Source organism: Streptomyces sp. NPDC093586, assembly GCF_044764905.1.
In the GTDB taxonomy this organism is placed as follows: Bacteria; Actinomycetota; Actinomycetes; order Streptomycetales; family Streptomycetaceae; genus Streptomyces.
In genome coordinates this window covers 1-12,503 of record NZ_JBIWJA010000036.1, presented here as the reverse complement: position 1 = coordinate 12,503, position 12,503 = coordinate 1, and the positions used below count along the sequence as shown (strand labels likewise).

11 protein-coding genes and 1 pseudogene are annotated in these 12,503 nt (G+C 74.8%); 4 read left to right on the top strand and 8 right to left on the bottom strand.

Annotated features, from left to right (window positions below):
- Positions 1-5: 5 nt before the first annotated feature.
- The 3 genes from ACIRFH_RS28960 to ACIRFH_RS28950 form a co-directional block, all read right to left on the bottom strand.
- On the bottom strand, positions 6-1,178 hold the full coding sequence (locus ACIRFH_RS28960) for an LLM class flavin-dependent oxidoreductase (protein ID WP_403526954.1): 1,173 nt from the start codon (positions 1,176-1,178) through the stop codon (positions 6-8).
- Positions 1,179-1,217: 39 nt separating this feature from the next.
- Positions 1,218-1,772 carry an NADPH-dependent FMN reductase gene (gene ssuE, locus ACIRFH_RS28955; protein ID WP_403526951.1) on the bottom strand — a complete coding sequence of 185 codons (555 nt, stop codon included), beginning with the start codon at positions 1,770-1,772 and terminating at the stop codon, positions 1,218-1,220.
- A 207-nt stretch (positions 1,773-1,979) separates the two neighbouring features.
- Positions 1,980-2,066 carry a putative leader peptide gene (locus ACIRFH_RS28950; RefSeq protein WP_350721800.1) on the bottom strand — a complete coding sequence of 29 codons (87 nt, stop codon included), beginning with the start codon at positions 2,064-2,066 and terminating at the stop codon, positions 1,980-1,982.
- A gap of 165 nt (positions 2,067-2,231) precedes the next feature.
- Between ACIRFH_RS28950 and ACIRFH_RS28945 the strand changes: the two genes are divergently transcribed.
- Positions 2,232-2,468: a hypothetical protein gene (locus tag ACIRFH_RS28945; protein WP_403526948.1), complete on the top strand. Its 237-nt coding sequence runs from the start codon at positions 2,232-2,234 to the stop codon at positions 2,466-2,468.
- A 458-nt stretch (positions 2,469-2,926) separates the two neighbouring features.
- Positions 2,927-3,523 carry a LuxR C-terminal-related transcriptional regulator gene (locus ACIRFH_RS28940; protein ID WP_403526945.1) on the top strand — a complete coding sequence of 199 codons (597 nt, stop codon included), beginning with the start codon at positions 2,927-2,929 and terminating at the stop codon, positions 3,521-3,523.
- Between the two features lie 28 nt (positions 3,524-3,551).
- Here ACIRFH_RS28940 and ACIRFH_RS28935 read toward each other — a convergent pair whose 3' ends face one another.
- The 5 genes from ACIRFH_RS28935 to ACIRFH_RS28915 form a co-directional block, all read right to left on the bottom strand.
- The gene (locus ACIRFH_RS28935) at positions 3,552-5,339 is read right to left on the bottom strand and encodes an ATP-binding cassette domain-containing protein (protein ID WP_403526942.1); all 1,788 of its coding nucleotides are present in this window, start codon (positions 5,337-5,339) and stop codon (positions 3,552-3,554) included.
- Entirely contained in the window at positions 5,336-7,132 is a 1,797-nt protein-coding gene (locus ACIRFH_RS28930; RefSeq protein WP_403526939.1) for an ABC transporter ATP-binding protein, read from the bottom strand. The genes ACIRFH_RS28935 and ACIRFH_RS28930 overlap by 4 nt, the downstream gene beginning before the upstream one ends.
- Before the next feature lie 133 nt (positions 7,133-7,265).
- On the bottom strand, positions 7,266-7,394 hold the full coding sequence (locus tag ACIRFH_RS28925) for a SapB/AmfS family lanthipeptide (protein WP_003972313.1): 129 nt from the start codon (positions 7,392-7,394) through the stop codon (positions 7,266-7,268).
- Between the two features lie 35 nt (positions 7,395-7,429).
- Positions 7,430-10,045: a class III lanthionine synthetase LanKC gene (gene lanKC / locus ACIRFH_RS28920; RefSeq protein ID WP_403526936.1), complete on the bottom strand. Its 2,616-nt coding sequence runs from the start codon at positions 10,043-10,045 to the stop codon at positions 7,430-7,432.
- A 486-nt stretch (positions 10,046-10,531) separates the two neighbouring features.
- Positions 10,532-11,605, bottom strand: coding sequence for an alkene reductase (locus ACIRFH_RS28915; RefSeq protein ID WP_403526933.1), 1,074 nt, complete (start codon positions 11,603-11,605; stop codon positions 10,532-10,534).
- A 156-nt stretch (positions 11,606-11,761) separates the two neighbouring features.
- Between ACIRFH_RS28915 and ACIRFH_RS28910 the strand changes: the two genes are divergently transcribed.
- Entirely contained in the window at positions 11,762-12,238 is a 477-nt protein-coding gene (locus ACIRFH_RS28910) for a MerR family transcriptional regulator (RefSeq protein WP_403526930.1), read from the top strand.
- A 161-nt stretch (positions 12,239-12,399) separates the two neighbouring features.
- Positions 12,400-12,503: pseudogene (locus ACIRFH_RS28905) on the top strand (cyanate hydratase); the annotation flags it as partial.

The window sequence follows — 12,503 nt, the reverse complement described above, 5'->3', positions numbered from 1 at the left end:
CGGGCTCAGCTCGCGAAAGCCGCCCGCGCCGCCGGTGCCGGCTGCGCCACCCGCGCCGGAGGGGCAGCGGCCGGCCCGTCGGACGGGTGCCGCCACACACCCCGCGCGGCCAGCCGCGGCAGGACGCCCTCGCCGAACCAGTACGCCTCCTCCAGGTGCGGGTAGCCGGAGAGCACGAACTCCTCGATGCCCAGGGACGCGTACTCCTCGATCCGCCCGGCGACCTCCTCGTGGCTGCCGACCAGGGCGGTGCCCGCGCCGCCGCGCACCAGGCCGATGCCGGCCCACAGGTTGGGATGGATCTCCAGGCCGTCGCGGGCGCCACCGTGCAGGGCGAGCATGCGCCGCTGCCCCTCCGACTCGCTGCGTGCCAGCCCCTCCTGCACGGCCCGTACCGTGTCCGGGTCGAAGCCGGACAGCAGCCGTTCCGCCTCCGCCCAGGCCTGCGTCGAGGTGTCGCGGGTGATGACGTGCAGCCGGATGCCGAAGCGCAGGGTGCGGCCCTCCTTCGCGGCGAGCTTTCGCACCCGGGCGATCTTCTCGGCGACCTGTGCGGGCGGCTCCCCCCAGGTGAGGTAGACGTCGACGTGCCGCGCGGCGACCTCGAGCGCGGCGGGCGAGGAGCCGCCGAAGTAGACCTCGGGCACCGGATCGGGCACACGGGCCAGCCTCGCGTCCTCCACCCGGACGTGCTCGCCGTGCAGATCGACGCTCCCGCCGTCCCACAACCGCCGGACGACGCTCAGGAATTCGCCGGTACGGCGGTAGCGGGCGTCCTTGTCGAGGAAGTCGCCGTAGGCACGCTGCTCCCGGCTCTCGCCGCCGGTGACCACGTTCAGCAGCAGCCGTCCGCCGGTCTGCCGCTGGAAGGTGGCGGCCATCTGCGCGGCGAGCGTCGGCGACAGGAACCCGGGCCGGAAGGCCACCAGGAACTTCAGGCGCTCGGTGTGCCGGCTGACCATGGCCGTGGTCAGCCAGGCGTCCTCGCACCAGGCACCGGTGGGGGTGAGCGCGCCGGTGAAACCGAGGTCCTCCGCGGCACGGGCGATCTGGCTCAGATACGCCACCGTCGGCGGCCGGTCCCGGCCGGACGTGGTGACCGGTGTGCCGTGGCCGCCGCCGACGACGTCGCGGCTGTCGCCGTTGGTGGGCAGGAACCAGTGGAAGGTCAGGGCCACGCTGTTTCCGATCAGGGGGAGTCTTGGAGGGGGCCGGGATCAGCTCGCCGCGGCGAGCACCGGGGCGTGCCCGAGGGCGGCCGAGAACTGGTCGACCACCTGGGCGAGCGCCTCGGCGGCGGCCGGGGCGACCGAAACGGACCCGTCCTCGTGCCGGGTGATGTCCCGGTCGAGGGTGAACCAGCCCTGGACGATGTGCCGCGCGCCCATCGAGGTGAGCACCGGTCGCAGGGCGTAGTCGATGGCCAGCACATGGGCGACGCTGCCACCGGTCGCGAGCGGCAGCACGGTCTTGCCGGTGAGCGCGTACTGGGGGAGCAGGTCCAGCAGCGCCTTCAGCACACCGGAGTACGCGGCCTTGTAGACCGGGGTGCCGACGACCACGCCGTCCGCGGCGGCGAACAGTTCGGTGGCCTCGACGACGGCCGGGTGCGTGAAGTCGGCGCCCAGCAGCGCCTCGGCGGGGATGGCGCGGACGTCGAGCGGGATCACCCGGTGGCCCTGCGCGACGAGCCGCTCGTCGAGGTGGCGCAGCAGGCGGTTGGTGCGGGAGGAGGCGGAGGGGCTGCCGGAGACGGACAGGACGGTGGCCATGGGGGACCTCTTTCGGGAACGCCGGGACATCTGCGCGTACCGGGGCACGCGGGGGTCCGGGAGGGGACATGAGGGCCGGCGCGCGTGGACCCGGGCGGGGAGCCGGCTCGCCGTACGCGCGCCGGCGGGGACGGCTCGCGCGGGAGGGCGGCGGTCGCCGCGGGTCCCGCGCCGCCGCCGGGGAGAGGGGACCTGCCGGTGGGAGCGTCAGACCGGGCGGCGACAGCAGGCGCTGGAGACACGCGCGAGGTCGACGTGGCGTCGCCGCGTGAGGTCCGGTCGCGTCTGCTTCATGACGGCGATCGTGGCAGCCGGTCCGCGCGGCCGTCAAGGAACGGCCGGCCGTCACCGGCTCCCGGCCGGGGGATTTCACATGGGCGTGACATGGGCGCCGAAACGGTGAGGGCGGTCCGGCCCCGTGCGCCATGCGGGGCCGCCCCCCGGGGTACTCGAACCTGCATGACGCTGTCCAGGCCGCTCAAGAACGCGTTGATCGTCGTGCTGACCTATACCTGCGTCGTGCTGATCCTGCGGTACCGGCGCGACGGCATGGACTGGGGCCCGGCACTGCTGATCGCCCTGTTCGTGACGCCCCTGGCCCTGCTGCTGTCCTCGGGGCGGGACCGGCTCATGGCCACGGCCCGGCGGGCGGGTGAGCGGGCGCGGGAGCGCCGGCGGGGGCACGCCGCCGAGTAGCGCCGCGGTGGGTGTCCGGGTACGGCGTGACGCGGACCGGACAGGGCCGGGCGGGGCAAGTCGGAGCGGTCCGGACGCTGGTCTTTCGAGCCACATTCACTTCGGCGGTTTTCGGCCTGTGAGGCCCGGGGCGGAGACGTTCCTTCCGTATCCCCTTCCCCTGCCCTTCCCGCTTTCGGAGCGTAACGTCCCGTAGCAGACGGTGAGTTGGGGGAGCTCGCCGCGGTCGGCCCGCGACCGATCCGTGACCGGTCCCCGGGCCGAGGGCGCGATCCGGCCTGTTCGCCCGCTCCGGCAGCGGCGGCCGACGCCGCCGAGAACGGCGTGTTGACGTCGTTGCCCCGCGGGTGCGCCGTACTCCGTGCTTCTTCGGCGGGACCCTGGGGCAGACGGCTGGGGAAACTGGGGGACGAGCCCGGTGGTCCGCGAGGACGGCCGGGAGACCTTGGGGGTCGCACATGGTTCGTGTTCTCGTGGTGCACGACGCGCTGCTGCTGCGTTCGGCACTGGCGCAGCTACTCCTGTCCACCGACGGGCTCGAGGTCTCGGCCATGTCCTCCCGGGGCGAGGCACCCGGCGAGGACGACTTACCCGTGGACGCGTGCGTCGTGGACGGGGACTGTCTGGACGGGACCGAAGAGCTGTGCCGCGCACCCTACTGGGACCGGTGCGGGGCCCGGCTGGTCGTCCTCGCGGATCCGGAACGGCCGGGCGTGCTGCGCAGGGCGTTCGACGCGGGAGCGCTCGGTTTCGTCGCCAAGAACGCCCCGTCCGACCGTCTGATAGCCGCCGTGCACGCCGTCGCGAAGGGGGAACGTTTCCTCGACGAGCGACTCACCGTCCCCCTCCTCAAGGCGTCCCGGACGCCGCTGACGGCCCGGGAGCTCGCCGTGGTGGCGCAGGCCGCGCAGGGCTCCTCCATCGCCGAGATCGCCGGTGCCCTGCACCTGTCGCGGGGAACGGTCCGCAACTACATGGCCAGTGCGATACGGAAGGTCGGCGCACGCAACCGGGTGGACGCCATACGCATAGTCCAGAGCGCCGGCTGGATGTGAGGCGGCGGGGCACGGGGGCGTGCCGGGGTCACGTCCGGGTCTCGCCCCAGTGCCCCACCAGATCGCGGTAGAGCGGCGACCGGCCGAGGAGTTCCCGGTGCGTCCCGCAGGCCGCACCGACACCGTCCAGTACGAGGACGCGGTCGGCCCGCAGCGCCGACGACATGCGGTGGGCCACCACGACCAGCGCCCCCGGACGCCGGGCGAGAGCCTCCTCGGCCCGTGCCTCGGCGGCCGGATCGAGGTGACAGGTCGCCTCGTCGAGCAGGAGCAGCCGAGCCGTGGACAGGTACGCCCGTACCAGCACGAGCAGTTGGCGCTCGCCTTCGGAGAGGTCGCCCGGAGCGAGCGGCGCGTCGAGCCCGCCCAGGCGCTCGACGAGGGCGTCGGCACCGAGCTCGCGCACGGCGGCCCGGATGCCGGCCTCGGAGGCGTCCGGGCGCAGATAGGTGAGGTTGTCCCGCACCGTCGCGGTGAAGACGTACGCCTGCTGGGGCAGCAGGACGCGCAGGGCGGAGAGTTCGGCCGGGTCGCGGCCGGTGACCGCACGGCCGGCCACCTCGACCACACCGCCGCTCGGAGCCAGTGTCCCGGCGACCAGGCGGGTGAGGGTCGACTTGCCGATGCCGCTGGGGCCGACGACGGCCAGGTGCTCGCCGTCCTCGACGCGCAGGTCGAGCCCGTCGAGGACCGGCTCCGCCCGCGCCCCGTAGGACAGCGTCACCGACCGCAGTTCCACGGCGGGTGCCGGTGACCCCGTCCGCCGGTCCGCGTCCGGGGTGGGCGTGGCCGGCGCCGTGCCGGTCAGGGGCGCACGCGGTCCCGTGCCGGTGAAGCGGTCCAGGACCACGAGCAACCGCGTCCCCGCCGCGCCGATCGCCGTCATGAGGGTGTGCAGGGCGGGCAGCAGGGCCTGGGCGAGGTAGGTGAAGGCGCCCAGCAGCGCACCGGTGGTGACCCCCTTGCCGCGCAGCCACGGCACGCACACCAGCAGGAGCAGGACCGGCAGTTGGCCCGCGACACCGAGGGCCAGCGTGCGCACCGCGGCCCAGCGGGCGAGGACGCGCGCGGCGGCGGCGGCCTCCGCGACGAGTCGTTCACCGCGGTGCGCCACCTCCTCCTGCGTGCCGCAGGCGGTGATGTCGCGCAGCGCTCCCCGGGTCCGCGCCGCGTGGTCGCCCAGCGCCTCGTCGGCGGCCAGGGCCCGCCGCTGCGCCGCCGCCATGGGCCGCAGCGTGACCAGGAACAGCGCCAGGCCCCCGGCGAGGGGCGGTACGACCACCACCAGCAGCGCCGGATCCAGCGAGAACAGTCCGAGCAGCGCGCCCGCGGCGGTGAAGACGAACGAGCGCAGGGTCAGCACGAGCCCGGCGAAGCTGTCCCGCACGATCTCGACCTGGTTCGTGAGCCGCGAGACGGCGGCACGGTCCCGGCCACCGGGGCGGGTCTGCGCGTCCGCCATGGACCGCACGACCGCCCGCCGCACCAGACGGTCCCGCAACGGCTCGGTCAGGCCGGCCAGTTGGGCGAAGACTCCCCTGACCACGGGCGCCCCGAGCAGCACGGCGACGGCGGCGACCGCGAGCCAGCCGAGCCCCGCGGCCGTGTCACCGGCCAGGAAGCCCCGGTCGACGGCCCGGGCGACGCCGTACCCGACCAGGAAGGTCTGCGCCGACTCGGCCACCGACCACGCCCCGAGCCGTGCGAGGACGCCCTTGCGCCCGGCCAGGAAGTGCCGGGCGTGCGGCCAGACCCGGCGCAGCGGGCCGGGTTCCCGGCCGGACCACACCGTCCGGCTGCCGTCGGCGGCGGTCACGACCGCACCTCGCCGTGCAGGGAGGTGGCCCGGACGCCCGCGGGCCCGGCCTCCGCCTCGCCGGCGACGGGATCCGCGCCGGTGGCACCGGGGTCCGTGCCGGTGGCGAACACCGCCCGGTAGGCGGCCCGTTCCCAGAGCCGCCGATGGGGGCCGACCGCCCGCACCCGTCCGTCCTCCAGCCAGATCACCAGGTCCGCCCGCGCCGCGACCGACGGGCGGTGCGCCACGACCAGGCGGGTGGTGCCCTCGAGCGCGTGGCGCACCGCCCGGTCCACGGCGTGCTCGGTGGCGGTGTCGAGGCTGGAGGTCGCGTCGTCCATCACGAGCAGCCGGCCCGCGTGGGCGAACGCCCGGGCCAGCCCCAGGCGTTGGTACTCCCCGCCGGACAGCGGGACGTCGGCGAGCGGGGTGTCGTACGTCCGCGGCAGCCGGCGTACGAAGGCGTCGGCGCCCGCGACGCGGACCGCCTCCCGCACCCGGTGCTCCGTCGCGGGGCGTACCCCGGCCGCGACCGCCTCGGCCACGGTGCCGTCACCGAGCACCGGACGCGCGAAGGCGAAACCGACCTCGGTGCGCAGGCTCGCACGGGTCAGGGAGCGCAGCGGGGCCCCGTCCAGCAGGACCTCTCCCTCGTCGGGGTCGATCAGCCGGCCCGCCACGGCGGCCAGGACGGACTTGCCGGCGCCGCTGCGGCCCACGACCGCGGCCGTCGCCCCACCGGGCACCACCACGTCGTCCGCCCGCAGCACCTCCGTCCCCTCCCGCAGGACGCGTACGCCGCGCAGCGCGAGGACGCCCGGGCCGCCGGGGGGCAGGGTCCGGTCGCCGTGGGGCAGGGCGGGCAGCCGCTCCAGGGTCGTGGTGCGCTCCCGCGCCGTCCGGCCCCGGACCAGCCCGCCGAGCAGCGTGGCCGCACTGCCGAAGCCGGCGGCCAGCTGCGCGTAGCGGCACACGGCCAGCAGCTCGCCGACGCTCAGGGCGCCCGCGCCCAGCCGGAGCCCGCCGACGGCCGTGGCCGCCAGCGTCAGCAGCGGGACGAGGACACCGCCGGTGGCCAGCGCCCGCCCGTGCAGGGCCCACATGCGCTCGCCCAACGCGCCGAGCCGCGCCAACGGCCGGAGCACCCGCTCGCGTTCGCGGTCCGCCGTCCCGGCGGCGGCGATGGTCTCCACGCCCTCCAGGGCCTCCAGCAGCCGGCCCGCGATGTCCGACTGCACACGCTGGTAGGCGCGCACCGAGGCCCCCGTGTCGCGTGCGAAGACCCGCAGCACCAGCGCCAGGGCGGGCAGTCCGGCCAGGACGCACCCGGCGACCCACACGTCGACGAAGGCCAGCGCGACGAGCGCGCCGGCCGGGGTGATCAGCGAGGCGGCCAGCGCGGCCCGGGCCGCCGGTGCGCCACCCGCGTCGGAGGCGTTGAGGGTGAGCCGCGTCGCGACGTCTCCCGCGGAGTACGGACGCGTCGCCTCCGGTACGGCGCGCAGCAGGCCGGTGAGGGCGTGGGAGCGGATCGACGCCGTCCAGCCGGCGGTGCACCGGCCGGTGAGCAGCGCGGTCAGGCCGTCGAGGAGCACCTCGCCGACGAGCAGGACCACGCTCGCCGCGAGCCAGGGACCGGCGCTCCCGTCGTACAGCAGCAGGTCCAGCGCCCGGCCGAGGACCAGGGGCTGCGCGACCGCAGCGGCCGCCGCGGCCACCGAGCAGACCAGCACCAGCAGTTCGGGCGCACGGCCGGGATCCGCGCCGGGCACCGGACGCTTCCGTCGTCGCCGGGCCGGGGTGGTGTCCACCGTCCGCCCCCTCCTCCAGGTCGGCGCCGCACGCGGCGGCGGGACACGGCACCGGCGCCCCGGCGGTGAGGCCGGGACGCCGGTACCGGACCGTGCGGCCCGCCGCGGTGACCGCGACGGGCCGCCTCGGACGTCAGTTACAGGTCGTGATGCTGAGGCTGCTGTCGCCGCAGAGCAGGAGGCTGGCGCGGCTGCCGGTCTCGACGTCCCCCATGGCCTCTTCCTTCGGGGTCTCCATCGACTGCAGGTCGAACAGGTTCATGTGCTCATCCCTTCGTACGGACAACGGGTGTTTCTTCACGGCCCCTGGTGGGGCCGGCTCGTGGGCCGCGGCTCGGGCCGCGGCGGGGGGAGGAACGGCAGACCGGCGGGCCGGTCGCCGCACACGGACGCGAGGGCCAGCAGACAGCCGGCCGTCCCGGTGGACAGGTCCATCGACAGGCGCATCATCTGCTCGCCGGGGAAGGCGAGCAGGCCGCGGTAGGACATGGCGTGCCAGGCCAGCGCGTCGATCTGGCGCCGGACGGCCTCCGGTCCGGTGCCCGGGCCGGGCGCCGTCGTCCGGCCCAGGTACAGCACCATGCCGGCGACACCCCGGTAGAGCCCGGGCTGGGCGTAGAACATGGCCTGCGCCGCGCGCACGATCTCGCTCCGCGCCCGCTCGAACTCCTCGTCGGCGCGGTGCGCCAGGTAGTCGTCGAGCACCATGCCGATGCCCACGCTGCCGGCCCCCAGGTACGGCATGGTGCGCCAGCCCTCGTCCACCTGGAGGGCGCCGCCCGCACCACGGACGCAGCGCGCGAGGTCCCGGCGCAGCGCGTCACCGGCGAGGTCCAGCAGGGCGGTGTCCCCGGTGCGTTCGTACAGGCGCAGGAACAGCAGGGCGCTGCCCGTCGCGCCGTGCAGCAGACCGGCACGGGCCCGGCGGCCGGACCCCCGGTCCGGTGCGCCGGCCGGTGTGCTCCGGGCGCTCAGCTCGGCGCACCGCAGGGCGGCGGCGCGCAGGGCCGTGTCCCCGGTGGAGGCGGCCAGGGAGTCCAGCGCCAGGCCGATGCCGGCCGTGCCGCTGTGCAGGTCCGGGGCGAGCCCGTCGAGGGGGTGCTCGAGGAGGGTCGCGGTCAGGTCGAGCGCCCTGGCCCGGTGCCCGAGGCGGTCCAGCGTCCAAGCGGTCCCCGCGATCCCGTCGTGGAAACCCAGCGGCATGCCCGACGGCGGCTCCTTCGTCCGCTCCAGCAGCCACTGCTCCCCGCCCTCGTCGCGTCCCGCCCCGCTCTCGGCGAGGGCGTAGAGCACGCCGGCCGCCCCGTGGCCGAACGACAGGCCCCCGCCGGCGGTGGCGAACTGGGCGACGTCGCCGGGGAACAGACGGTCGTCGCGCGACGGGGTCGCCGACGCGCGGATGGCCGCCGCCATCGAGTCCCGGCTGCGGGGCCAGTCGCCCGGTTCCACCGGGACGAAGCCGTTGTCGCTCCGGCGCGCCGCCGAACGGGCCGGCTCACCGGTGATCTCGGCGACCGCCGCGTCCAGGAACGCCCGCGGCACCGGGAACTGCCGCGCCACCACCTCGGCGAGATGTTCCGCCTTGCTCCGGTCCAGCGCCAGCAGGCTGGTCAGGGGCAGGAACAGGGCCAGCCGCAGACAGGCCAGCGCGTACCGGTCCACGGCCGGGCCCCGCCTACCGGGCGGCGCCACGAACCCGGGATGGGCGACGGTCTGCCGGCCCGGTTCGTCGACGTGGTGGGCGGCCTCGAAGTCCAGCAGGGCCACTCGCCCGTCGTCGCGGATCATGATGTTGAACAGGTGCAGGTCGTTGAAGACCACGCCCCGCTCGTGCACCTGCGTGACGGCCCGCTCGACCTGGGCGTGGACGTCGAGGGCCCACGCGGTGTACTCGGCGAGCCGCTCCTCGCCGGGGTCGGCCTCGATGAGGGGATGACGTCGGGCGAAGAAGGTGTTGAGCGGCTTGCCGTCCAGGTGCTCCAGGACCAGGAAGTGGTGCTCCCCGACGGTGAACGTGTCCCGCACCTCGGGGGTGCAGTCCAGACCGGACAGCATCTCCAGGGCCCGGCGCTCGCGCTCCAGCCGCGTCACCGCGTCCGCCCCGTCGGCCGCCAGCCCCGCGTGCGGACGGGCCTCCTTGAGGACCACGAGCTCGCCGGTGCGCGTGTCCCGCGCCCGGTAGACGCCGCCGCCGTTGGAGAAGTGCAGCGCCGACTCGACGGCGTAGGGGATGCCGGTCAGCGTCACCGTGGCCCGCGCCTCGAGGTGGGGCCGCAGGAACTCCGGCACGCTCACCCACTCGGGCACCCGGAACACCGGGCCGCGCGGGTCCGGGACGAGCACCCCGTCGGGGTCCGCGACCGCCGGCCGCAGCTCGCCGTCCTCGTCGTAGCAGTTGCGCCGGGTGAAGCTGCCGTAGCGCACGTGCACCGGGCCGTCGCCGAGCCGGAGGTCGCTCAGGATGTGCGGTCCTGGCTCGCCGGCCAGCAGGTCGCTCAGCTCGCCCGCGAGGCGCTCGAACCGCTCCTCGTCCGCCGGGTACACGGTGATGAACTTGCCGCTGCCCGCCCGGTCGGCGTACTTGGCGTTGCGCTGGTGGAGCAGATAGCGGCTCGGGACGAACTTGAAGGCGACACCGTGGTCGAAGCAGTACCGCCGTACGCGCTCCAGCACGGACTCGGCGTTGTCCAGACAGGCGGAGACGTGGATCTTCCAGCCCTGTGCCGGCAGTTCGGCGTCCAGCGGCCGCAGCGCCAGCCAGTCGCCGCTCTCACCACGCTGCCATCCGGCCGGGACGGGTTCGGTGGCCGCCGCGTACCGGGTACCGGCCGCCGCGGTGCCGGGGGCCGTGCGGTGCGGCGCGTCGTAGAAGTGCGGGTCCGCGTCGCAGTACACGGCGTAGCCCTTGTTCACGCCCTCTCCCTCCACCGGTCGGTGCCGAAGAAGACGCTGCCACGCACCGCCGCACCCGGGACAGTCACCGCTGTCACCTCTCCGACGTGCGGAACGCACAGGTAACTTCAGGGCCCCGAGTCCGGAGGGGCCCTCGCCACCGCTCCCGCCGGCGGCTGTCGGCGCCGGCGGGGGCGGGTGTGGTGTCCTCGCTCGCGGAACCGTGCCCGGACGGGGCGTGGGCTCCTTCGAACGGGCCGGTGAGAAGCCCGGGCGGGATGTCGTGGTGGCGCATGTCCTCACCGTTGGGGAGCAGTTCGGTGGCGGACGGGCGGACGGGCGGACGGGCGGACGGGCGGACGGGCGGACGGGCGGACGGGCGGAGGCGGTGGCGTCGCGCTCCGGCGTGGAACGGGCCGTCGCTCCGACAGGCGCGGACGGCCCGGCGTCACCGGCCGCGCCCGGGCGGGCGAAGCCGGGCCGCCTCCGTCGCCCGCGGTGACACGCTCAGGCCGTGTGCTGGTACGTCGGGTAGGTGATGTACCCGGCGTCGCCCCCCTGGTAGAAGGTGTTCTCGTCGGCGGGCGCGACGGGCAGGTTCGAGCGCAGGCGTTCGACCAGGTCGGGGTTGGCGAGGAAGCCGCGGCCGAAGGAGATCAGGTCGGCGCCCAGGTCCAGCCAGTGGTCGGCCTCCGCCCGCCCGGTCTGCTTCGGGCCGCCGGGCAGGGTGGGGTTCATGATGAGGGTGCCCGGCCAGGTCTTGCGCAGTCGGAGAAGGGTTTCCTCGTCGGTGGTGGCCTCCAGGTGCACGTAGGCGAGGTCGAGGCGGGCCAGCTCCGTCAGAAGGGCGATGTTCAGCTCGGCCGCGTCGTCCTCGGTCACCCCCCAGATACCGCCCCCGGGCGACAGGCGGATGCCCGTACGGGCGGCGCCCACGGCCTCGACGGTGGCGGCGGCGGCCTCGACGGCGAAGCGGATCCGGTTGGTGATCGAGCCGCCGTAGCGGTCGTTGCGCAGGTTGGCGTTGGACGACAGGAACTGGGAGATCAGGTAGCCGGTGGCGCCGTGCAGTTCGACCCCGTCGAAGCCCGCGTCGACGGCGCGGCGGGCGGCGAGCGCGAAGGAGAGGACGTGCTCGGGGACCTCGTCGGTCTCCAGGGCCCGCGGCACGGGTATCGGCTGCGGACCGCTCGGGGTGAACACGCTGCCCGGGGCGGGCACGGCCGACGGGCCGACCGGCTGCAGGCCCGTGGTCTCGTGGTGCGAGACCCGGCCGCCGTGCATGATCTGGGCGAAGACGCGTCCGCCGTTGGCGTGGACGGCGTCGGTCACCTGCCGCCAGGAATCCGTCTGTTCGTCGGTGTACAGGCCGGGCGTGCCCGGGTTGGACTGCCCGACGAGGCTGGGCTGGACGCCCTCCGTGACGATCAGGCCGGCCGTGGCACGCTGCGCGTAGTAGGTGGCCATCGAGGGGGTGGCCAGGCCGCCGTCGGCGGCCCGGACGCGGCTCATGGGGGCCATGACGGTCCGGTTGGGCAAAGTGAGCCCGCCGAGGCGGTAACTGCTGAACAGGGAGGGCATGTCGATTCTCCTCATGTGCTCGTGTGCTCCGTCGGCCGGAGCACACGAGTACGCTAAGACCTGACATCCGTGTCAGATGCAACCGGAGAACACCGCGAATCCGTGTGGGGCGCGTCACAGGAGCCGCGGTGCTGTGGATCACCAGGGGAGACAGTCGTGCGGATCGGGGAGCTCGCGGCACGTGCCGGGGTGAGTGTGCGGTCGTTGCGCTACTACGAGCAGCAGGGACTGCTCACCAGCACCCGCACGCCGGGCGGACAGCGGCAGTACACGGAGCAGGACGTGGACCGCGTCCGCCTCGTCCAGGGGCTGTATGCGGCCGACCTCTCCAGCCGCACCATCGCCGAACTCCTGCCGTGCACCGACTCCCCGAGCACGCGCAACTCCGACGCGGCACTGGAGCGGTTGGCCCGCGAACGCGAGCGGATCACGGCGCAGATCGACGAGCTCCTGCGGGCCCGGGACGCCCTCGACGAGATGGCGGCCGTGGCCCGGGCCCACCGCGAGTCCTTGCTGCGGCCGGCCCCTGCCGCGGACGGACCGGCGGTGCTCCAGGACTCCACGCCGCACTCGTCGTGCCGCACGCGACACTCGCCGACACGTCGGTCTGCGACTTCTCGTCCACGCAGATGAATCCTCGACTCGGATCACCAGAGGTTGTCCTGCCTCCAAGAGGCGGGTCCGCTCTGGTCATTCGTGGGATCGGAGGACCCGGGGGCTCCGGAGGCGGCTGTAAAGATTGAACCTCTGTACGGCTTACGGGACTTGGCGGCCCGGGGCCCCGCGACGACTCGGCCGCTGATGCCGTGGAGGCCAAGACCGTCAAGAACCTCTCCTGGCAGCAGATCGCCGACGCCTCCGGCCTGTCGGTGGCCTTCACCACCGCCGCCGTCCTCGG